The sequence below is a fragment of the Paenibacillus sp. 8b26 genome, from assembly GCF_050626875.1.
Lineage (GTDB): Bacteria > Bacillota > Bacilli > Paenibacillales > Paenibacillaceae > Paenibacillus.
Genome location: NZ_CP192445.1, coordinates 1,302,485 through 1,324,773, shown reverse-complemented (window position 1 = coordinate 1,324,773; position 22,289 = coordinate 1,302,485). Strand labels below are relative to the sequence as shown.

The window sequence follows — 22,289 nt, the reverse complement described above, 5'->3', positions numbered from 1 at the left end:
TAGATCTCGCATCCGCAAAAAACAAACAAAGCAAACAAAACGTATGGTGTCAACTCCACCAGTGGATAGCTGATTCGCCTTTGTATATCAAGGGTTTATTCGGTCATTCAAGCTGCAAAAGTTGAGTTGCTAACAAGGTGTGGGCTATTAGGCAATTCACAACATATAAAAAAAGTGTCAAATTGATTTTTCAATTTGACACTTTTTTATATTGAATAGGATAATGAGTCGTGTATCCTAAATTGCAAAAGATCTGTAAAGACTTATATGTAGATTCATTTTTCGAATGGATCTCTCCCAAATGATATTATTTATTTTTAGTGTATAGTGGTCGTACAGAAAGTGGTGTTTATGGGCTGTATAGACATTTGGATACGAGGAGGCACGATCTGTGGATTCAATGCAGTATATCGTCGGTTCTAATTTGGCTCATATCAGGAAGATTAGAGGACTTAGCCTGGATAAAGTGGCAGAACTGACAGGGGTCAGCAAAGGAATGCTGGCACAGATTGAGAAGGGAAAATCCAATCCTACGGTGACTACACTTTGGAAAATCGCCAACGGTTTGCATGTGTCCTTTTCCACATTCCTCAAAGAGGACTCCCCGCAAATCACTAAAATCAGCAGGGAAGACCTGCATCCGGTGATTGATGAGGATGGTAACTATTTTGTTTACCCTATCTTCCCGTATCATTCGGAAAAGAAGTTCGAGGTGTTCACCGTAAGTCTGAAGCCGGGCTTTACACATCAGGCAGAGAAGCATCTGGGAGAAGAATCGATTCTCATGATCCGCGGGGAAATGTACTTTGAAATGCAGGGACAACAGCTTAAACTGAGTGCAGGGGATGCTGTGCAATTTCAAGTAACTGACCTTCATACGTACCGTAATGAGTCGGATGAGGATGCGGATTTTTATGTATTGATTTATTATGCGGATTAGTGGGATGATTAGCACAGTCTAAAACAGGCTTCCACTATATAAAAAGATAGCTACGAGGAAAAGAGAGGAAGAAAACTCATGGAAAGCAAGTACATCCGAGAAACCTACTGCTTCAAGACGTCCCGTGTATTTCCCAACGATATCAACAATCACAACACGCTCTTCGGAGGCCGATTGATGTCGTATATCGACGATATTGCGTCTATCGCAGCCTCCAAGCTATGCCGCACGAATACGGTCACGGCGTCTACGGATTCGGTGGATTTTTTGCTGCCCATCCATCCGAGCGATTCCGTCACGCTGGAGGCGTTTGTAACCTGGACAGGCCGTAGCTCTATGGAGGTATTTGTGAAGGTCATTCGCGAAGGACTAATGACTGGCGACCGGAAAATCGCAGCCACCGCCTTCCTGACCTTTGTGGCGCTGGACGAGAACAACCGTAAAGTTATCGTGCCGCAGGTCACTCCAGAGACAGAAGAAGAATTACAATTGCACCAGACTGCGCCATCGCGTGCAGCGATACGGCGTCAGCGCAGGGAGGAAAGCAAGCAACTGGCGAGCTTCCTGACGACAGATTATCCGTGGGAACTGTAACATTCTGACGCGCTTCAAGCCGATCTGGACAAGGGATAGCCCAGATACAGGTCAACTATCATTTTCCCGCAAAAAGAAGCCGTTCTTCCGTTAGCAGTGAGCTGCTGGGAAGACGGCTTTTTGGAAATAACGGAGTCACTGGAAGCTGCTACTTCAATGACAATGATGATGTCTATTCGATGATGAATGAACTAATCTACTTTCACTACACGAAAATGCTGATTCGTTCCGCCGTTATCCCCCCATTGAATCGCTTTGGCTCCATCGTCGGTAGTGCCTTCGGAAATGTCGATCAGCTTGCCCGTTGCCCGGTTTTTCAGTTTGTAATAACCTCCGGTTACAGATACCAGTTGCCATTGCTGGCTGGACCAGCCTCCGTCGCTCCATTGCTCGATGACCGCGCCGTCCGTCGTCGCTCCGTTTTCAACGCCGATCAGCTTGCCACTGTTGCGGTTGACGATTTTGTAATATCCGCCGCCTGCGTCTTTGAGCTGCCATTGCTGGCTGGATGCTCCCGAATCCGCACGCTGTTCCAGATCCGCTCCATCCGTGGTTGCACCGTCAATTACATTCAGCGGCTTGTTGCTCTTGCGGCTTACCAACTGATAGTATCCGTCCGGATCAATGGCGATTGGCGTGGTTACGCCTTGAACTACCCCGCTGGCGGTGTCGATGTTCATACTGTCGAACCAGTCCATAGCCAAAGAAGTCCCGGTTGGAAAACGCAGCGGCAGCCATACATATTGTGAATCCTGCACAGGACCGCTCCACGCTCCGGCCCAACGGTCGCCCAAATACAGGTACGAGGTCGTCTGAGTACCTTCTACCGGAATAACGTAGGCCGACTGTGAACCGTAGGTCGTACTGTCTCCGAAGTTAATCGTGTTGCTCCACGTACCTTCAATGCTGGATGCCGTAGCATACTTGGCTTGGTTGGGGTTCCAGCCCGTTGCCCCGGATGTGATCAGGAAGTAGACGTCTCCTTTTTTGAACATTGCCGGAGCTTCACGATATTGTCCCGGCCAGAGCGTGGTCACTAGCGCTTCAACTTGCAGAAAATCCGGTGTCAGACGATAAATGTTCAGGTCGGCATTCACGCGAGTAGCTGAGATCAGATACGCCGTACCATTGTCATTGTACACAGTCATATCCCTTGAATCGTAATCCAGTGGACGGAAGCTGCCCTGATAGGTGTAATCGCCGTCTACTGTATCGGAAGAGGCAACTGCCACCCGGGCTTCGTTGTAATTAACTCCATTTTCCTTGTGCATCCACAATACGTATTTGCGTGTTTTCTCATTATAAATGACTTTTGGACGTTCAATATTCGAAACATTCAGCTCTACTGCGGAACTGCTAGTTAGCACGTTTTTGCGGAATTCCCAGTTTCTTAAATCAGAGGAACGGTAGGCGGATACCGCCTTGAACGTGCCGTTGGGGTTGCGATTTTCACCAAACCAGTAGTAGTAACCGTCTACCTTAATCATACCGCCCCCATGGGCATGGACCACGTTTCCAGCAGTGTCTTTAAACTGAATACCATTCACAACATTCGCTGGAGCGGCTGAAGCGATCTTGGGTGAAAACATCTGGAAAATGCTCAACGACAGCAAAACAGCGAGCATAATACACAGTAAGACGGCAAAATCATATTTCATTGTTTCGTCCTCCTCTGTATGTTTTTAAAGCGCTTACAAAAATGATTTGTACTGAATAGCTCTCTATGCCGATGCCTATCACCTGTCTGATGATGCGATGTGATCAGCAAGAGGATTATATCCCAATTGTATCCATATTGAATTGAAAGTGCTAGAGTAGTATATTGACCATGTACACCGCACACTTATTACGTCATAGGGGGCAACCATGGAAATATATGCGATTGACACGAGCAAGCCGGAGGCAGAAGGTCATTACGAGTCACTGCTGAACCGGGTTTCGACTGAAAAGCGGCAGAAGCTGGATCGTTTTTTACATCTGGAAGATGCTGTAAGGGGCTTATACGCCGATGTGTTGTTAAGGTGGCTGGCCTGTCGGCAATTGAAGGTATCCAACGCCAGTCTTCAGTTTACATATAATGCTTTCGGCAAGCCTTCCTTGTTGAATGCACCCGCATTCCATTTTAATGTTTCTCACTCGGGAAAATGGGTGGTATGCGCCGTGGATGATCATCCGCTCGGAATCGACATTGAACAGCTCCGTCCTATTGATTTTGAGGTGGGGAGGGTGTGCTTTTCGGACAAGGAGTATGATGCGTTGATGCGCCAGGAGGCGGAGAGCCGCTTATCCTATTTTTACGATCTGTGGACGCTCAAGGAAAGCTTTGTGAAGGCCGAAGGGCAGGGATTAACGTTGCCGCTAAAGTCATTTTCATTCGATTTAAGCGAGCGTTCGTTGATCGGTTTTACGACGGAAGGCTTTACCACCGAGTATTGTCATTTTAAACAGTATGAGATCGATGGACACTACAAAATGGCTGTCTGTGCAACGCATGACCACTTTGCCGATCTGGTGCAGCAGGTAGACATACATACACTATGTTTGGAATCGGCAGCACAGGCGTGATATGAAGCACCATCCGACTGCGCAGTGGCGCTATAGTAACTCTTTAGTTCGGTTTATATAGTTGAAAAAAAGGGAGATGAGCTGCGTTGACACTAACATTGTTCAAGCACGGCAAGCTGTATGGGGAAGGGGCTGCCAAGGGAGATTCGGTCATTGTACAAAACGGCATTATACAGGCCATCGGACAAGCACGGGAGCTTGAATTGCAATTGTCGGGTAAGGAATATGACACGGTGGATTGGGAGGACGCTTATGTGTTGCCGGGCTTGACCGACTCACATATGCATTTGTCCATGCATGGCATGAAGCTGGCGATGCTGGATTTTACGTCGGCTACTTCGAAGGAAGAAATGCTTGATATGCTGCGTAAACGGGTTGCGGTAACACCGCCGGGAGAATGGATTTTAGGGCTGAACTGGAACGAAAATGCGTTTATTCCTGTTGAGATTCCGACCCTATCCGAGCTTGATGCCATTACGGATCAGCACCCGGTATATTTGACTCGTACTTGCTTTCATGCGTTTCTGGCGAATTCAGAAGCGTTTCGACGCGCTGGTATTGGCGAGAACACCCCTGATCCGGCTTCGGGAGCCTACGGAAGAAATGCTGATGGACAGTTGAACGGATTGATTTATGAGGAAGCGTCCACTGCCTTTACAAGTGTGCAGCCAGAGCCGGATTATTCGGTTAAAAAAGATGCAATCCGCCGAGCTTGTCTGGATGCACTACGGCTCGGATTGACGGCTGCGCACACGGAGGATTTACGTTTTCTGGGCAGCGTGGACACCATGCAGCGGATTTACAGGGAGCTGAGGGAGGAAGGCATTGCTTTTCGTACGCATCAGCTTATCTATCATCCGTTCATGGAAGAAGCGAAAGCGAAAGGGCTGCGTGCTGGTGACGGAAATGAGTGGTTTAAAATCGGTGCGGTAAAAATGTTTGCCGATGGTGCAATTGGTGGAAGAACTGCGCTATTGTCTGCGCCCTATAGCGATGCTCCTCATACCAGCGGCATGGCGATTCAACTGCAACCAGAGCTGAATCAGATGGTGGCGGCTGTCAGAGCCGCAGGTTTTCCGGTCGCTGTACATGCGATAGGGGATGGGGCGGCGCATATGATTTTGACAGCGATGGAAGCCCATGCGCTAACGGAGGAAAGCGGTTTGCCGGATCGTCTGATCCACGGACAGGTGCTGACTGCCAATTTAGTTAAGAGAATGGCGAAGCTGCCGCTGATTGCGGACATCCAGCCGCGTTTTGTAGCAAGTGATTTCCCGTGGGTGCTGGATCGGGTTGGCGCGGGACGTACCGAATATTTGTATGCCTGGAAAAAGCTGCTGGACGCAGGTATTCCATGTGCTGGCGGCAGTGACGCGCCGATTGAGCCGTTGGACCCTTTTCTCGGTATGCATGCCGCTGTGACCCGCACCAAGCCGGAAGAGACGCATGAGGGTTATCTTCCAAATGAAAAGCTGGACATTCACGAAGCGATTCATCTGTTTACCCTCGGAAGTGCAGTGGCTGCGGGAGAAGCGAATGAACGGGGTTCGATGGCTGTAGGGAAAGTCGCCGATTTTACGGTTATTGACCGGGATTTATCGGAGCGGCCTCAGACTTTACTTGACGTTAAAGCACGCATGACGGTTGTGAACGGAATCGTTGCATACCGGTCATAGACGGACGATAATATGTAGCAAAAAACCTTCAACCTCACGCTAAAAGTGGAGTTGAAGGTTTTTTGGCTTTTACAAACCACGCTGTGCGAAACGGTCTGCATTTTTCACACTGGACCATAGATCAGAGCTTGCCCCGCCTACATACCAGTAGGCGAAGCCTGCAAAGCCTTTGTCCTGTCCCAGACGGTATTTACGGGTGAAGGATCGCCCTTCCTCCAACCATAGCTTATGAAGCTGAGTATCCCTGTAGGAAACCGTATACTGCTGAATATCCTCATGCCAGATCGGTTTGGAGGTGGAACGGGATACAAGCTGGTTCTGCTCAATCAGTGAAATATCCGAGGAAGCGACCGATTGACCACTCGCATTGAGGGTCCAATTTCGTGTGAATAGAGGCAATGCCAATATCGCTTTATCACGATCGGTGGTTAGTAGAAAGCGCCGTACGCTTTCACGGAGCCAAGGTAATGAGGATACGGAGCCGGGGGTTGAGCTGCCTCCCCAATGTTCGTCATATCCCATCAGAATCAAATAGTCTGCCGCAGCGCCAAGTTGCTTATAATCAAAGGCGGCTGTCCAGTCTGTACCGTAATCAGGAGATACGCAGATTGCCAGTACAGCATTCAGGCTTTTTAACTTGGCCTTTAATTGTTGGATGAACAACGTGAGCTGAGTACGATCCTGACCAGCTACATTTTCAAAATCAATCACAAGCCCATCCAGATGATGTGTAGATACGGCATTCGTAAGCTGAGTTATGGTTTTGTTCCGTAAAACCTCACTGGACAGAATTTGGTGTGTCATCGTTAGATTGGAACGGTTGCCTACCATCGCCCAGACTTTTTTTTGATGCTGTTTGGACCAGGTGAGGAGCGAGGTGTTTGTAAGATCACTAATATTACCCGTTTCGTTTAGAAAAAACCAGCGTGGTGATAGGGTGTTGATGTTAGATTGAAGCACGGAGCTTTCAAACTGTTGAACGCTCTGGTCATATTGCCAGCCTAGTCGGATGGAAGATGCCGTGGAGGCTGTTTTGGAGGCATGCTGTGTTGAATACGTCAGCAGACGTTCCAGAAGTACTGCTGTTTCTTCGCGGGTCAGGGAAGATGTGGGGCGAAATTGGTTGTCTTCCCCTTTCATAAAGCCGTAACGGTTCACGGTAGTTACAGCTTCAACAGCCCAATCTGCAATCTGGTCGGTGTCTGTAAAAGTGGAAACCGCTGCTCCTGATCCCGTCGAGCGTATGAGGCGTGCGATCATCAAGGCTGCTTCTTGCCGGGTTACAGGGCTGTTGGATTGAAACGTGGCGGATGTCCCTCCCTGCACCACGCCAAGCTGGGAGGCTGCTTCAATCCATCCGTAATACCAGGCTTGTTTGGATACATCCCGATAGGAGGAGACAGATGCTTGTACAGGTTCCAGACCGAGTGTGCGATCCAGCGCGGTAACCCATTCGGCTCTCGTAACCGCCTTTTTGGGAGAAAAGTAGCCGGGTCGTGTACCTGCCAAAATTCCTTTGGCGTGCAGTGAGGTGATCGAATGATAAGCATAGCTGTCTGAAATATCCCGAAACGCCACACCGGCTGCGGCTGCGGGAACGGATAAACTTGAAGCGGATGCAGTTATTATAGTAATGGCGGCAGTCGCCAACAGGGTGAGTTTGGTTAGCAAGCGTGATCGTATGGGGCTCATACACAATAACCTTCTTTTTTATGATAGATTGTCAGACGAATCGTTCGTCACATGACGACTAATACTATCAAAAATAGTAAAGTTATTCATTGCTAAATTGTTGGAAAACACAAAAAAGCCCTTACCTGGTAGAGGCAAGGGACTTCACATTCGAAACTATTCTTTTTTGGCATACATTATACCAATCGTCTGTGGACCACAATGACTGGAAATGACACATCCGGCTGTTGCCAGCAGCACCTCTTGCGCTCCCGTTTCTTCCTGCAAACGGGCTTGCAGCATCAGTGCATCTTCCTTAGCCAAAGCATGTACGACAATAATGATATCGTTATCCATATGTTCCCGCTGGTTCAGGGCATTTTGCAGCATCTGATCCAGCGCCTTTTCACGTTTGCCGCGGACTTTGTACGCAGGTGTCATTTTTCCGTCTATTACTTTGATCACCGGACGAATTTTGAGCAGACTACCGATCAGGTTTTGCATCCCTGAGCATCTTCCGCCTTTGTACAGATATTCGAGCGTATCAATGACGAATTCCGTGTCTATCAAGGGGCGGGTTCTCGTCAACATGTCCACAATCTGTTCCATTGTACTGCCGTTGGCTGCAGCGCGTGCGGCCTTCATCACGAGCATGCCAAAGCCGCACGACAGATTCAGGGAATCAAAGACGGTAATGCGGCCTTCCGGGAACTCGGAGGTAGCGAGCAGCGCATTTTGGTAGGTTGAGGACAGCTCGGAAGACAGACTGATATATAAAATGTCGTCCCCTTGTTCTATGTAGGGAGCAAAGGCTTGAATAAAGTCCGATGGAGAAGGTGCGGCGGTTCGCGGCAAATGTCCCTCACGACTTACGCGCTGAAATAACTGTTCTGGCTGGATATCCACACCATCCCTTAATGATTCATCCCCAAACACCGTATACAATGGTACAATGCCAATCTCGTACTGTTCGCGCCATTGGACTGGAATATCACTGGTACTGTCCGCAAAAATTTTGATTTTGTTCATACATTGAATCCTCTCTGTGTGATGCGGAGATATTATAAGGATTGCACAGAGGAAGGATAGATATCCGCTGTGTTACTCGGAACGGCAAGACCCATGGCCAGAAGTGCAATGAAGCCCAGAATAATGAACACATTAATGATTAACCCTGCAATGGCAAAGGCTTTCTTACGGTTCTTCAACGCAATTCCAATAATGCCGACCACAAGCCCGGCGCAATTTAATAACAGACTGCCTAAAAATACAAAAGGAAGCAGGACGGCTCCGGTTTGTTGCAGAACAACTTCCGGGTCCAGGGTTTGGTATTGGCTGAAATGAGCCAACAGATTAATGACCATAACAGCCAGAATGATATACCCGATCAGGCTGACGAGCGACATAATAAAAGAAGCAATACCGGGACCGGAATGCTTGAGCTTGACTGGAGGCTGGAAGACGGGAGCTTCTGAAAAAACAGGATGCTCCTCAGACGCAACAGGCTTTTGCAGATTAGGATCTTGGTTACTCATTTTTTCAACTCCTTGAACAGTATCCGAACAGGTACTAATTTTCCACAAAATGAACAAAAAAGCAAGGGACCTTACACATTACCCTCCAAAAGGTAGGGTTTAATCATGGAATTCTGCAAGGTTCCAATTTAAATGGAGTGGCTGGTAAACTTCATACGGATTCGATAAAATAAAGAGATAGCTTGGATTAGAGGATGAGATGAAAAGGAGTACACAAACATGCAACGCAGATGGATAATTGTGGGATCTATAATGATGCTGCTGGCGGTAGCTATTGGAGCGTTCGGGGCTCATATCGTGAAAACGCGGATCGACGCGGACGCTTTGGCCGTATATGAAACCGGTGTGAAATATCATATGATTCATGCTGTCGGTTTGCTGATCATTGCATTGGCTGCGGGACAGTGGGGAGCGTCGGCTCGTTTAAAATGGGCAGCGCGGCTGCTGTTTACGGGAATCATTTTGTTTTCCGGCAGCTTGTATGTGCTGAGTTTGACCGGAATTCGCGTGTTAGGTGCCATTACCCCGCTGGGGGGCGTGTGTTTTATCGCAGGTTGGCTTTTGCTGGCATTAGCTGCCTTGGGTTTGAAGAAAGAGGATTAGTTTAACTTTCCAGATCATATCACAAAAAAGAGAATCGCTTGGAAACACATAACGTTTTTCCAAACGATTCTCTTTTTGCGTGTTTATTTCATGATGTAAGTGTTTTACTTTTACGATGTGATTTCATCAATTTCATTCATTTTAAAGGAGTAAACCTGCTTCTCATCCACATGATACACACTCAACAAGCTATTATCATGATCCAAATTAAGTATGCGACACGGGATGCTTCGTTGTCCGCCATAGCGGTTCACGATTAACCGTACAAGCGTATTATCTTGTATATAACGTTTAATCCAATCATGGGTGCTAAGTTCTTGTTGTGTTACAGGCTTCGGCTGTACGTGGGATTGTTTGATCTCTTGAACGACAGGTGGCTTGTTCAAAGCCGCGTCTAATTTTTTCTTGGAGAACTTCTCCGCAAGCTTAGCGGCAGCGTCAGATGAGCCGTTAGCGGCTGACTGTTTTTTTAGATACAGTGCAGCTTCGATTAAATTACCAAGTTCGATACCGGATTGAATCCGGCTATCCGCAATTTGTTCGTTTTGACTCAAGAGGTTAAGCAGGAACTGAAGGGCCTCTACATTGGAACGACCTTTAACTAATACATCTACATTAAATAAATAACTGGCTTCGTCTTGATTTGATTCTGTTTTCATACATCCTCCAGCCCAAGCCCTGGGTAATTAGTCTTTTATAGTACCTATCAATATATCATTAAAACGAAATCTGTCATAGTACCTTAGGCCCTGTTATTAGGCATCAACAAAAATAGGACCTGTATAAACGTATGAAAATTCCGGACGATAAATGGAGGTGCATGGTAGAACGAAGATACACAAGAACCCCGTCGGATAAAGTTTTGTGAAGTCCTGCAAGTGATCACCAATTGATGAAAATACCAACTTGTACTATACATATACAGAGAATAAACGAGAGTGAGAGTGAAATCAAGCAGTTTGAATTTTAAATATTTCATTTGATTGTAATATGTATGGAAAGTGAAGAAAAGTGGATAATATAAGACTCCGTTAGTGGCTTCATCTGCGCTGACAAGTGATTTCAGGGAAGGGGTATTCTGTCGGGATGCTCTTTTTCACTTGCCGTTATAGATAGCACGGTGGAACCCTAGCATAAATAACGACAAGCTCATTTGAATGGTAAGTGTTGGAGCATGTAAAGTGTTCAGGTGATTTAGGTTTAGCAATAGATGGACTAAGTCTAGGGTTGGGTTACGGGTGGGAGATCCTCAAGATGTTCGAAAATAAGCAGTTGCTTCTCTCTTGCGACCTTGACCATTTCATCAGCACCCTGCGAGGGTCCTCCAATTCGAAGCACTGCATCGCAGTGGTCTAGCAGGCGAATGGAGGACGGATGAAAAATGCGGTTGAAAACCTCATCTCCCAAAGAAGTGGAACCAGCTGTGGCGATTAGGGGCAATGCATACCACTCCCCTAGAACCGGTAAATGCCCAGTTTCATAAACTTGAAGAGCAATTTCATTCATGAACTGAACATTTTTCTCGATCAGCACGGGATCATCAGACGTTCCGGAACGATAAGGTCCCGCTATAAGAATATGCAACGAATTTGTTTTTTCCTTTAAAAGACCATGGATTTGAGCGTATTGGAGCAGCAAAATCGTCTTGGCATCACGAATTTCTCCGCTTTTGACCAAATTGAGCGCCTGAATAAAAGGAAGCTCTACCACTTCAATGTTTTCCTGGTCATCCTCGAGTCCACCACCCAGTCCTGTTGCCATATCTTCGTTATACTCTGCTACAAAAAAGTACAGGATTTCGGTAACCGATCCGGGCGACATGTAGGCCTCACCAATCTTTTGTACACAGTCGACACGGTATCCTGTCTCTTCCTCCGTTTCTCGCAGGATACTTTCCTCCGGTGTCTCTTTATCGAGCAGACCTGCACAGGTTTCGATAAGCATTCCCGTCTCATTACCGTTCTGGTAGGTTGGCATTCGGAACTGTCTGGTCAATACTATGGTTTGTTTTTTTCGATTATAAAGAAGGATTGTTGCTCCGTTGCCGCGGTCGTACACTTCACGGGATTGTGTCTCCCATTGGCCACTATTTTTTTCATACTCGAACGTGACTTTCTTTAAGATGTACCAGTTATCCGATAAAAGCTCCTCTTTGACGATCCGTACTCTTGGTTGTTGCTCCATTGCTTTCATGTTCATTTCCTCCCTAGAAATATTCCATTTTCTTTCGTCAGTTGAAGGACACCAGTCTGCTTCAGGTTTTGGTTGACATGGATACGAAACATATCGATGGCCTTTCCTACAAGTCGTTCCCTTGCATTCATCGGAGTCGAAATCATATAATCGATCAGGGGTTCCGCTTTGTCTACCATCAGGCGGTCGTCGTAATGGAGCAACAGAAGATTAGAAAAGCATGAAGACAGCAAGTCCATTCCGTTACCTAGGTGGAACCGATGAATCGCTTGGTCTAATACGCGAAGATCGGGGTCGAAGGAAGCCGCCAAGTCCTCAAGCTCTTGAAGGTGTTGCGTACTCATCGTCGACGTGCAAACTAGTCCCCCGGGCTTTAGAACACGGTGCATTTCCTCGATCGCTCTGGAGATGTCCGAGACGTGATAAAGCATATTGTTAGCAAGCACCACATCGAATTGCTCTTCGTGAAAAGGGAGCTGTTGGGCGTCAGCCGACAAAAATTTAAACATTGCATTGCTGCTTCCTAAGCGGCAACGTGCTTCCTCCACCATTCCGCTGGAGATATCGGTAAGCGTGATGCGCCAGCTATTGGGAATTCGTTCGGCATTTCTTAACCAAAAGGTCCCGTCACCGCAACCCAACTCGAGAATATGGGCTTCCGGTGTCACTTCCAGTTGATCAAAAACCCAACGATGCCAGCCTTGAGGATTCGTACTGAACTTGTCGTAAAGATTGATTCGTACTTGCAAGCGGGTGGCCGTCCGATATTGATCCCCCCAATTCTCTTCCTTCTGTACGGCTTGTATAAGCTCCGCGAAGCGATCCAAATCGGATCCATCGGCCAACTTTTCCAAAGCTTTTCGAATAGCATGGACGATATGTTCCGTATGAGCGATCTTCTTCTGGAGAATATCGAGCTGTGCTTCCAACGAATGTCTGATGTCCCCATCGGATATCAACTCTGCGTTTAAGATGTCTTTAATTTCTTGAAGAGATAGCCCGACATACTTCAACGTCTGAATCCGCTGCAGTCGTTTCAGTTCCTTCACCGTATACTTGCGAGCAGAGCCAGAATGATGGTCTTCCGGGGTCAATAGTCCAATCTGATCGTAATATCGCAAAGTTCGGAGTGTCATACCTGTACTTTTGGCAAGCTGCCCAGTCGATAAATAATCTCCTTTGCCCAACAGGTCTCCCTTCTTCCCATGCATTGATTTTCCAGTATAATCTACTAGGTTAGTATACTTGGTGACGTAACGTCACCAGCAAGTTAAATCTTTCGATAATTGAGTGTGTGGAAAACAGGGACCCTGCTGTATGGTTATCATTACGATTTTGATGAGAAAGGTAGAAGGGGGCCGAAACGGCCCCTTTTTCATTCTGTGTAAACAGCCTGTTTTTGCTTTGAGATGGGGTTCGCCGAATAAAGAAACGATACTGATTTACTCAACGCGGATTTAATTTCACCTGTGAGCCTTTGCCGCCCGTCTGGATTCCGCTTTCCTTCATTCCGGCTTCTTTCAGATCGACCAATAGCCGCTCTAATACCGCTTTGGCGGCGGCCGCTTCCTTGGCGCCGGACGATTTTACGACCAACTGCACCGGCTTGCCGGAGCGCAGATGTTTGTCTGCTTGGCGCAGCTTCGTGTCGTAGTCATGCTCCTCGATATGAGCAGTGAAGCGAAGCTCCTTGACCTTTTCCTTACTGCTCTTTCCAGCCATGTTGCTACCGCTCACCTTGCGTGTTCCGGTTTCCTTCTGCGCGAGCGCTTTTCCCTTGCCCTTAGCTACTAGGCTACATGGCGGAGGACTGCTCATCAGTGATGTACAGACCAGATCCATTCCTTTGGATCGGGCCATAGCCAAGGCTTCCTCTCTCGAGACGATACCGATCTTCTCACCGTTGAGTCCAGTGAGCATGACCTCGGAAGCCTTTATTTGCTCGTTGATTAATACTGCCACGTAAATGAAGCCTCCCTTAAAAACAATGATAAAGCTATCATATACGGAACCCGTTTGCGATTCAATTTGGAATTCCGGGTAGCGGGCAGAGGGAGCTTTCCAATGCGACATAGTACTGTTCTTTAGTACAATCTTTGTTGACAAAAATCATCAACCCCTATACTCTTTTACTGATAATGATTATCATTTTCTAATGAGACATATACATGCAGGGGTGAATGAGAGAAATGAAAAAGATGTTGAATGGCCTATTATTGTTTACGGTTTTTGCTATTGTATTGGCGGGTTGCGGATCAGTAGGGGATAGCTTGAAGTCGGAAGCCACTTCCGGGTCTGAGCAGACAACCAAAGCGGCCGGGCCGGTTATGGTTAAAGACGATCACGGGGAAGTCAAACTGGACAAGCCAGCCGAACGTATCGTTGTACTGGAATGGACGTTTACCGAAGATATGATCGCGCTGGGTGTGCAGCCTGTTGGTAATGCGGACAACGACGACTATAAGCTGTGGGTCACACAGGAGGCGAAACTGGCTGATTCGGTCACTGATATCGGTACACGGGGCGAACCGAATTTGGAAGCGATCGCAGCGCTCAAACCGGACCTTATTATCTCTAACGCAGACAATAATGCAGCGATTTACGCACAGCTTAAGGGAATCGCACCAACGATAGAATACGATCCTTACAAGGGAAACGGTTATGATTACGACCGCATGGTCGAGATCTTTAAGCAGATCGCTATCGCTACTGGAAAAACGGAGCAGGCGGATAAAGTCCTAAGCGAACTTGACCAACATTATATTGAGGCAAAGGCTGCATTGGAAAAAGCGGGAAAAGCGAATTTCCACTACGCGCTGACTCAGGCCTTCACAGCTCAAAATGCTGCCAGCCTACGGATGTTTAAGGATAACTCGCTTGTAGTTGGGACGCTTGCGAAACTCGGTATGGTAAACGACTGGAAGTCGGACAAAACCGAGAAATATGGATTCAGCACTGTTGGCATCGAAGCTCTTCCGGCGGTACAGGACAGCCATTTTATCTACATTACGCAGAAGACGGACGATGTATTTGGAGCCGCGATGAAGAACAATTCAGTCTGGAAAGAACTGAATTTCGTCAAAGAAAAACGGATCTATCCACTGGACGGAACAACGTGGACGTTCGGCGGCCCAATCTCATCGAAAGTGTTGGTTGATCAGGTGGTTGGAGTTCTGACGAAATGACCCGAGCAGACAGAACGAATTTGTCGAAGGCTTGGCGTGTAGGAAGCATTTTTGGGGGCGGATTGGCTGTCCTTATTGCGCTTTTTTTTGTAAGCTTGTGCTACGGAGAGGCGCCGATCCCGCTGCATACGGTAATCGAGGCGTTGACCCAGCGTCAGAATACGCTTGAGCACAATATGGTTTGGGATCTGCGGATGCCGCGTACGGTCATTGGAATCTTGGCTGGCGGTGCGCTTGCGATCGCCGGTGCATTGTTGCAGGCCATCACCAAAAATCCGTTGGCGGCTTCTGATACGCTCGGAATCAACGCCGGTGCCTACTTTGTGGTTGTGCTTGGCGCGGTGATGTTTCCCGGATTGCTGCATCAGGCTCCATTTCTGTTTGCCGCCATCGGCGGCCTGCTGGCAGCGGTGCTTGCTTACTTCATGGGCGGTGGGCGAGCTGGCAGTCCGATCCGGCTGGCGCTTGCTGGCCTCATTGTGTCTATGGTGCTCGGTTCGTTTACCGGAGCATTACATATTTTTTACTCCTTTGAAACGCAGGGATTGTTTCTATGGGGTTCCGGTTCGCTTGTGCAAAACGATTGGAGTGGAACTACTTATGCTTGGCCCTGGGTTGTAGGACTCTCGGTTATCGCGGTTTTACTGTCGAGGCAATTCGATGTGCTGGATCTGGATGAGTCCACATCCACGTCCCTCGGGCAAAAGGTGGGCTTGACCCGGGCGGTGGGAATTGTATTGGCGGTCTTGCTGTCGACCATTACAGTCAGCGTCATTGGACCCATTGGGTTTGTAGGTTTAGTGGCTCCGCATTTGGTGCGCTTAAGCGGCCTGAAAATGCATCGCTGGGTGCTGCCTGGTTCCTTCCTGTGGGGGGCACTTTTATTGACGGGCGCTGACGTGCTGGCGAAAATGGTCCACCAATCAAGCATGGATCTGCCAACCGGAGCAGTAATGGCATTGATCGGGGCCCCTTGGTTAATTTGGCTGATCCTGTGGAGGATGAAACTGTCTTCCGGCATCGGCGGACAGTCTTCAATGAACATAGGTGTGCGCTCTCGGAAATTACCGTATGGCAGGCTGGTCACATTGTTTGCGTGCGGGGCCGTGCTTTTAACCGTATTCAGCCTGATGTTTGGAGGAATGCGCATTCCGGTGGGCGATCTGCTGTCTGGCCTGTTCGGCGGTGAGAGCGCGAATTCGGCTTTGCTACAGTTTAGAATTCCACGAACGCTGGTGGCGGCCGGGGCTGGTATCGCGCTTGCGGTCAGCGGTGTCTTGATCCAACTAGCCGTTCGCAATCCCTTGGCGGATGCCTCGATCATCGGGGTTTCTTCTGGAGCGGGATTCGGCGCGCTTGCAGTAATCATCGTCTGGCCCGGACTGCCTGTTTATGTGCTGCCAGTCGCGGCGATCGCTGGAGCAGCAGTTTCGGCGGCGGTGATCTTCTTTCTATCCTGGAACAAACATCTGAATCCGTCTGTTGTCATATTACTCGGCATCGCCGTATCAGCGATCGGAGCAGCCGGAATTCAGGTACTAATTATCCAAGGCTCGCTGTGGGGCAGCACCGGTTATATTTGGCTGACGGGCAGTACCTATGCGCGAAGCTGGGCGCAGGTGACGACGATTCTGGCCTTTCTGCTCGTGTTGTTGCCAGTAGCCTGGTGGCTAGCTCGCCGCTTCGATCTTTTGGTATTTGACGATAGCAGCGCCATGGGACTGGGGCTTCCGGTGCGTCGCACCCGGCTGCTGGCGATGGCAGTGGGTGTGCTGCTGGCGGGAGGAGCGGTAGCCTGCGTGGGTACGATTGGCTTCATCGGGCTGATTGCTCCGCATATCGTGCGTACGTTGATCGGACACCATGTACGCCGTTCCATTATTTTGTCAAGCATCTTGGGAGCGGTAATGCTGGTGCTGGCTGATACAATTGGACGGACGGTGCTTGCGCCGACGGAGATTCCCTCCGGGCTGCTGATCGCTCTGATCGGTGCGCCGTATTTCCTGTACTTGATGTATCGCTCTAATCGTAGTAAGTCAGTGTAGTTGAAGTGGTACGCAAAAAGGCTGTTTCCGAGCGGATTTTCCGTGGGGGAAACAGCCTTTTTTTATATAGACAGTTGCAGTATTAATTTATTTCTTCTGCAAAGCTACCTGGATTTTATATTTACAAATCTAATAAAGTAGATATAATGTTCTGTATGGAACCGTCATTGATTTATAAAGCTTTGTCTAATGAGACACGTCGTCTAATTATGCTGTGGTTAAAAAATCCAGAGGAATTTTTTGATGAACAGGCTTATCTGAACCAAGGTCTTAATTTTCGAATCGGAGTATGCGTGGGGGAAATTCAGGCTAAAGCAGGACTTGCACAGTCTGTTATCTCAAGTTATTTATTAACGATGCAAAAAGCTGGTTTGTTGGAGTCTGAGCGAATTGGGAAGTGGACGTACTATCGTCGGAACGAAAAGACAATACAGGAATTTGCCGAGTACATCCAAAAGGAACTATAGACAGAAAGGAGGTTTTTTTTCGTAAAACACATCTATAAATCTGTATATATAAATATAATGGGGGCTTACATTTAAAATGAAACAGGTTAACTCTTTGCTTATTATTATTCTGGCTTTAGGCGTATTCGGCATTATTACAACGGAAATGGGGATTATAGGTGTTTTACCCCAGGTCACTCAAAAATTTAATATATCGACTTCACAGGCTGGCTGGCTTGTAAGTGTATTTTCTTTAGTCGTTGCTATTTCAGGTCCATTCCTGACCTTACTTGTTTCCGGTATAAATCGTAAAGTCATTCTGCTAACGGCTGTGCTCAGTTTTGTGATTTCAAATATGGTTTATGCTTTTACAACCGAGTTCGATGTGATGCTCATTTTCCGCATTCTCCCTGCTATTTTTCATCCTGTCTTTTTTTCGGTCGCCCTAGTGGTCGCAGCCAAACTTGTCCCGCCGGAAAAAAGCAGTAAAGCAGTCACCGAGGTTTTCGCCGGAATAACGGTTGGATTTGCTTTTGGCGTACCTTTAACTTCTTATCTCGCAGAAAAAATATCGTTAGAAGCCGCTTTCCTGTTTGGGGCTGTTGTCAGTATGATTGCCTTTACAGGAATCCTCATTTGGCTTCCTTCTATGCCGGTTAAAGAGAAAATGTCTTATGGAAAACAGCTCGGTATACTACGTAAACCTCAATTATGGTTCAATATCGTGACCGTTATTTTTATCTTTGCAGCTATGTTTTCTGTGTACAGCTACTTTGCCGAATATCTTGGTCAGGTCACCCATATGAATGGGTCATGGATTAGTATCATGTTGATGGTCTTTGGAATCATCATGATTTTTGGAAATTTTTTATTTGGAGGGTTACTACATAAAAATCTTATAAAGACCGTCCTTATGTTTCCCCTGCTTTTTGTGATCATTTACTTAATTATTTATTATTTGAGTTCTTCTTTCCTTCCCATGGTTGTAGTCGTACTCATTTGGGGGGCAGTGCATTCCGGAGGGCTTATTATTAGCCAAGCATGGTTAACGACAGAGACGAAAGAAGCTCCCGAATTTGGAAATAGCTTGTTTGTTTCATTTTCTAATCTTGGCATTACTATAGGGGCCTCAATTGGCGGTTGGTTTATCTCTCACTTGGGAATACACCAGCTTATCTGGAGCGGAATAATGTTTACACTTCTGGCTTTTTTAACAATCATCATAAAAATAAAAATGTTCAAATCGGATGCAGAGGAAGTAAACGTGAGTTAAAATATGGAGAGACATTAGAAGAGCACCCTACATAATGACCATAAAATAATGCATGGAGTGATGTTGATTGCATTTCGTATGGAGTAATATTTTAATTACCCTCCTAATCGTTGGTGGCATTTTGGCGTTGTTCGTCTGGGGAGTGCTTTCCTTTATAAAGCGTCTTCGGAGATCGGAATGAGCTTTTTAATGATCATTATTTACTAATTACATAAACGTGGGACCCGTAAAAATAACTCTTTTCAGAGTCTATATTTTACGGGTCTCCGTTTTATTTAGAGCTTACGAATTTCAAATAAATCGTTAGGAGTGATATCGAAATAGACACACAATTTAGTGATTAAGGTAGCTGATATTTTCTTTTTTTCCATATTGCTATTGTGCACCAGCTCCATAATTGTAGTTCTGCGATGTCCAATTTCCTCAGATAATTTCAGAACAGACATGTTATTGTGCTGTTTTAAAATCTCATCCAACTTGCAATGTAAAATGTAGCTTTGTTGATCCATAGAGGCCTCCAGATGACTTAGAATAAAATATTGCACTATGAAAGTGCATGTGATATATTGTGTTTATGTAAAGTTGCACTATGAAAGTGCAATTAGTTCGTAACATATTATCATTTTATCAAAGGGATGTACAACATACCCTTGGCTTTGCTATTGCCATTTTTCCAAAAATTGAATTGGGGATGATACCATGATGCCAAATACTAAAACCAACAAACAAGCCATCAAAACCATTGTTCGTATGGGACAGGTTTGGGAGCAGACAGAAGAAAACGAAGAAGCCGGGCTGCACTACTATCACATTACAGATGCCCTCAACCGCCAATGGCAGACCATTGGGGTGAATGTTACTGATGCGATTCAAGTGTTTGAGAATGGGAACGATGGAGTGTGGACACGAATAATTCAGCCAGCCCCATTTCATCCTGACCTGACTACTCACGATTTAATTCATATGCTCAGTGTTGGCCCGGAGGCTTGGCGTATACGCAACGCTATCCAAATCATATTGAATAACGTGGAAAGACGCAATGCATTTGTGAATCGCATCGTGAATGTGAATGACGAAGATGTATTGAATCTATTATACAATATGAAAAATGAATTTCTTAAGCGCGATCAGCTTTCAAACCAGAAGTTCATGGATTTATATGCTGTAAACCCTGTAGAGGCGTTATCGGTCTACTTTCTGGAGTCTGTGGATGTTCATACATATTGGGAGTGGAGCGAGGCAGGGGGTACATATAGCAAAGCCATTCAGTACAAACAAGTGCAGCCTGAAATGACTTTAGCTGAAGCTATTGAAAAGGCAGAAGATGAAGCCAGAGGCTTGGTTTCAGGCTACTAATATCGTGTGCTATCATGTTTTTAGCCATTCTATTGGATTAGATGGGCGGTCGGCTAGTCTCCTGCCAAGGAGGTGATGCCTGTGGAGGTCAAAGATGCGCTGACATTAATGATGATGTTCGGTACATTGCTGGTGACGCTGATCGGATTAGTCATCACGATTGTCGTTGCATTGAACCACAACCAAAAGAAGTAGATGAAAACGGATGGGGTATTGATTTATGCTGAGAATGAAATGATCTATTGGAGGTAAACCGATGAATATTCGGATGTATCATGACTTGGATTTGCAGTTGGAGGAGGCTATTTGGGAGCTTGGAGAGGAAGCCGCTGGTATAATCTCATTAGACAGTAAAATGGCTGAGGAAAAAGCACAAAAGGCTTGGGACCTGATACCTCAAATTCTCAACTTTAACGGTCAAACTCAGCGATCCACAGAGCTTTTAAATGAAGAGATTGTTGATTTGGAAATAGCGAAAAGTAAGGTATTGGATGAAGAGGATTTGCTATTTCAATTTTCAGCGTTGAATGTAAATGCCAGGCTTTTGAGTGAGATAAAAGGAGACCAATAAAGAAAAGATGAGCGGTGATTATCCATGAAAATTAGCATCAAGTTGAAATTTAGCTTGTTCCTGGCTGTACTGCTTATTCTTGCTCTAGGCGTGCTAAGCTATTTCGTTCTTCAAGGGGTGGAAAAGAACCAGCAGACTCAAACCGAGGTTTATCTGGCCCAGCACGTCAAAACGGTTAATCTGCGAGTAAAGCAGACCTATTATACGGGTACGCGGCTGGAGCCGCAGACATTTATGAAGCAGCGAGGCCGGGGGCTGGCTACAGAGTTGGCCGGATTTACCGGACTGGGAGTCACGCTATATGATGCGCAGGGACTCCAGGTGGGCACCTCAATTCAAGATCATCCAGCGGTGGACCAGCAGAGTGGAGTAAATGCTGCATTGGCCTATGCATTGCAAAATAAAATTGCATATGAGGTTGTGGGGGACACGCTCCTGTATCTGGCGCCGCTCCAAGGGCCAGAGGAACAAATGGGGGTAGTTCAGTTGCAATATTCACTCAAAAGTTCGCAGAGTTTTCTACGAACCCTCCAGAATTTGTTCCTGACTACAGGGATCGCGGTGCTTTTGCTAAGCTTCATCATAGGATATTTGTATTTTAACCGGGCAGCCGCAGCCATCGGACGGTTGAAAAAGGCGGCAGAGGATATTCGCCGCGCCGAATATATTCAGGCTCCTCCACTTAGGCGAAAGGATGAACTGGGCGAGCTGGCCGAGGGCATCTACTTTATGAGCATGGAGATTGAGCAGAGTATTGCTGCTAAGGATGAAGAGCAACGGAAGCTGCAACTGGCTATCCACAAGCTCCAGGCGCTGGAGCAGCAGCAGAAGCAATATATCGGCAATATTAGCCATGAATTCAAGACACCGCTGACCTCCATTAAAGCTTACGTGGATCTGCTGAATATGTACGACGATGATCCCAAACTGCTGTTGGAAGCCAAGGCCAGCATCGCCCAAGAAACTCAGCGGCTATATGAAATGGTGGAGAAGGTACTACAGGTGTCGGCGCTGGAAAAATATGATTTTGAGTCACAGGCCGAGCTGTTGGAGGTTGCAGAGGGGCTGCGCAATGTTTGTTCACGTATGAGCGGGAAGGCGGAACGCTTCGGTATCACTATTTCCTGCGATGCGAAGCCAGCCCACATCTGGATTGATAAAGAGAGCTTTATGCATATTTTTATTAATTTGCTGGATAATGCGATCAAATATAATGTCCCTCAAGGAACAATTCATGTCTACAGCGAACTTAGAGACAACCGGGTAAGGATCACGATCCGTGATTCCGGCATAGGCATTCCTGATGAAGCCAGAGAGAGGATTTTCGAGCCCTTCTACACGGTCAACCGCGATCGATCCAGGCAATCAGGCGGCACGGGACTGGGGCTGTCACTGGTACGCAATCTGGTTGAGAAGCAGAATGGAAGCATTACGCTGCTGGAGACGGAAGGCGAAGGTTCGGTTTTTGAGCTATCTTTTCCGGCCACATCTTAACAGGTCTGCACTCTGTATCAAAGCTACGCAAAAAGTTTACAGCTTGGAAACAAGCAGCCGTGGTTTGGAAATACTCCTCCGGTATGCTTAGAGCAAGCTAAGGTTACACAAGACTCAAGATTAGGCTTCCACAGCGAGTTTT

At 46.9% G+C, this 22,289-nt stretch carries 22 protein-coding genes; 13 read left to right on the top strand and 9 right to left on the bottom strand.

Annotation, left to right across the window (positions count from 1 at the left end):
* Positions 1-391: 391 nt before the first annotated feature.
* The gene (locus tag ACQ4MX_RS05810; RefSeq protein WP_431089732.1) at positions 392-940 is read left to right on the top strand and encodes a helix-turn-helix domain-containing protein; all 549 of its coding nucleotides are present in this window, start codon (positions 392-394) and stop codon (positions 938-940) included.
* Positions 941-1,018: 78 nt separating this feature from the next.
* Entirely contained in the window at positions 1,019-1,534 is a 516-nt protein-coding gene (locus ACQ4MX_RS05805; RefSeq protein WP_431089731.1) for an acyl-CoA thioesterase, read from the top strand.
* Positions 1,535-1,725: 191 nt separating this feature from the next.
* Here ACQ4MX_RS05805 and ACQ4MX_RS05800 read toward each other — a convergent pair whose 3' ends face one another.
* Complete coding sequence (locus ACQ4MX_RS05800; protein ID WP_431089730.1) at positions 1,726-3,192, bottom strand: RICIN domain-containing protein; 1,467 nt, start codon at positions 3,190-3,192, stop codon at positions 1,726-1,728.
* A gap of 208 nt (positions 3,193-3,400) precedes the next feature.
* On the opposite strand from ACQ4MX_RS05800, the gene ACQ4MX_RS05795 reads away from it, so the two are divergent.
* Together ACQ4MX_RS05795 and ACQ4MX_RS05790 are read left to right on the top strand one after the other, a co-directional pair.
* Positions 3,401-4,099, top strand: coding sequence for a 4'-phosphopantetheinyl transferase family protein (locus ACQ4MX_RS05795; protein ID WP_431089729.1), 699 nt, complete (start codon positions 3,401-3,403; stop codon positions 4,097-4,099).
* An 86-nt stretch (positions 4,100-4,185) separates the two neighbouring features.
* Complete coding sequence (locus ACQ4MX_RS05790) at positions 4,186-5,775, top strand: amidohydrolase (RefSeq protein ID WP_431089728.1); 1,590 nt, start codon at positions 4,186-4,188, stop codon at positions 5,773-5,775.
* Between the two features lie 69 nt (positions 5,776-5,844).
* Here the strand turns inward: ACQ4MX_RS05790 and ACQ4MX_RS05785 are convergent, their stop codons facing one another.
* The 3 genes from ACQ4MX_RS05785 to ACQ4MX_RS05775 form a co-directional block, all read right to left on the bottom strand.
* Complete coding sequence (locus ACQ4MX_RS05785; protein ID WP_431089727.1) at positions 5,845-7,467, bottom strand: S-layer homology domain-containing protein; 1,623 nt, start codon at positions 7,465-7,467, stop codon at positions 5,845-5,847.
* A gap of 156 nt (positions 7,468-7,623) precedes the next feature.
* Positions 7,624-8,475, bottom strand: coding sequence for a DegV family protein (locus ACQ4MX_RS05780; RefSeq protein WP_431089726.1), 852 nt, complete (start codon positions 8,473-8,475; stop codon positions 7,624-7,626).
* A gap of 32 nt (positions 8,476-8,507) precedes the next feature.
* The gene (locus ACQ4MX_RS05775; protein ID WP_431089725.1) at positions 8,508-8,981 is read right to left on the bottom strand and encodes a hypothetical protein; all 474 of its coding nucleotides are present in this window, start codon (positions 8,979-8,981) and stop codon (positions 8,508-8,510) included.
* A gap of 219 nt (positions 8,982-9,200) precedes the next feature.
* Between ACQ4MX_RS05775 and ACQ4MX_RS05770 the strand changes: the two genes are divergently transcribed.
* Positions 9,201-9,584 carry a DUF423 domain-containing protein gene (locus ACQ4MX_RS05770; protein WP_134910466.1) on the top strand — a complete coding sequence of 128 codons (384 nt, stop codon included), beginning with the start codon at positions 9,201-9,203 and terminating at the stop codon, positions 9,582-9,584.
* Between the two features lie 110 nt (positions 9,585-9,694).
* On the opposite strand, the gene ACQ4MX_RS05765 is transcribed toward ACQ4MX_RS05770, so the two are convergent.
* The 4 genes from ACQ4MX_RS05765 to infC form a co-directional block, all read right to left on the bottom strand.
* Positions 9,695-10,243, bottom strand: a complete 549-nt coding sequence (locus ACQ4MX_RS05765; RefSeq protein WP_431089724.1) for a hypothetical protein — start codon at positions 10,241-10,243, stop codon at positions 9,695-9,697.
* A 562-nt stretch (positions 10,244-10,805) separates the two neighbouring features.
* Positions 10,806-11,777: a GDP-mannose pyrophosphatase NudK gene (gene nudK / locus ACQ4MX_RS05760; RefSeq protein WP_431089723.1), complete on the bottom strand. Its 972-nt coding sequence runs from the start codon at positions 11,775-11,777 to the stop codon at positions 10,806-10,808.
* Between the two features lie 2 nt (positions 11,778-11,779).
* A complete protein-coding gene (locus ACQ4MX_RS05755; protein WP_431089722.1) occupies positions 11,780-12,964 on the bottom strand; it encodes a MerR family transcriptional regulator in 1,185 nt (394 codons plus the stop codon).
* Between the two features lie 259 nt (positions 12,965-13,223).
* On the bottom strand, positions 13,224-13,739 hold the full coding sequence (gene infC, locus ACQ4MX_RS05750; protein ID WP_431089721.1) for a translation initiation factor IF-3: 516 nt from the start codon (positions 13,737-13,739) through the stop codon (positions 13,224-13,226).
* A 227-nt stretch (positions 13,740-13,966) separates the two neighbouring features.
* Here infC and ACQ4MX_RS05745 point away from each other — a divergent pair, with 227 nt between their 5' ends.
* From ACQ4MX_RS05745 to ACQ4MX_RS05730, 4 genes are all read left to right on the top strand, one after another.
* Positions 13,967-14,962: an ABC transporter substrate-binding protein gene (locus tag ACQ4MX_RS05745; RefSeq protein ID WP_431089720.1), complete on the top strand. Its 996-nt coding sequence runs from the start codon at positions 13,967-13,969 to the stop codon at positions 14,960-14,962.
* Positions 14,959-17,007, top strand: coding sequence for an iron ABC transporter permease (locus tag ACQ4MX_RS05740; protein WP_431089719.1), 2,049 nt, complete (start codon positions 14,959-14,961; stop codon positions 17,005-17,007). The genes ACQ4MX_RS05745 and ACQ4MX_RS05740 overlap by 4 nt, the downstream gene beginning before the upstream one ends.
* Before the next feature lie 155 nt (positions 17,008-17,162).
* A complete protein-coding gene (locus tag ACQ4MX_RS05735; RefSeq protein ID WP_431089718.1) occupies positions 17,163-17,474 on the top strand; it encodes an ArsR/SmtB family transcription factor in 312 nt (103 codons plus the stop codon).
* Between the two features lie 76 nt (positions 17,475-17,550).
* Positions 17,551-18,726 (top strand): MFS transporter, encoded by a 1,176-nt coding sequence (locus tag ACQ4MX_RS05730; RefSeq protein WP_431089717.1) that lies wholly within the window; start codon positions 17,551-17,553, stop codon positions 18,724-18,726.
* A gap of 275 nt (positions 18,727-19,001) precedes the next feature.
* Here ACQ4MX_RS05730 and ACQ4MX_RS05725 read toward each other — a convergent pair whose 3' ends face one another.
* On the bottom strand, positions 19,002-19,235 hold the full coding sequence (locus ACQ4MX_RS05725) for a helix-turn-helix domain-containing protein (protein WP_431089716.1): 234 nt from the start codon (positions 19,233-19,235) through the stop codon (positions 19,002-19,004).
* A gap of 190 nt (positions 19,236-19,425) precedes the next feature.
* On the opposite strand from ACQ4MX_RS05725, the gene ACQ4MX_RS05720 reads away from it, so the two are divergent.
* The 4 genes from ACQ4MX_RS05720 (at position 19,426) to ACQ4MX_RS05705 (ending at position 22,147) form a co-directional block, all read left to right on the top strand.
* On the top strand, positions 19,426-20,082 hold the full coding sequence (locus ACQ4MX_RS05720; RefSeq protein ID WP_431089715.1) for a hypothetical protein: 657 nt from the start codon (positions 19,426-19,428) through the stop codon (positions 20,080-20,082).
* An 81-nt stretch (positions 20,083-20,163) separates the two neighbouring features.
* The gene (locus ACQ4MX_RS05715; protein WP_431089714.1) at positions 20,164-20,277 is read left to right on the top strand and encodes a putative holin-like toxin; all 114 of its coding nucleotides are present in this window, start codon (positions 20,164-20,166) and stop codon (positions 20,275-20,277) included.
* A gap of 61 nt (positions 20,278-20,338) precedes the next feature.
* Positions 20,339-20,653: a hypothetical protein gene (locus ACQ4MX_RS05710; protein ID WP_431089713.1), complete on the top strand. Its 315-nt coding sequence runs from the start codon at positions 20,339-20,341 to the stop codon at positions 20,651-20,653.
* Positions 20,654-20,677: 24 nt separating this feature from the next.
* Positions 20,678-22,147, top strand: coding sequence for a sensor histidine kinase (locus ACQ4MX_RS05705; protein WP_431089712.1), 1,470 nt, complete (start codon positions 20,678-20,680; stop codon positions 22,145-22,147).
* Positions 22,148-22,289: the final 142 nt, after the last annotated feature.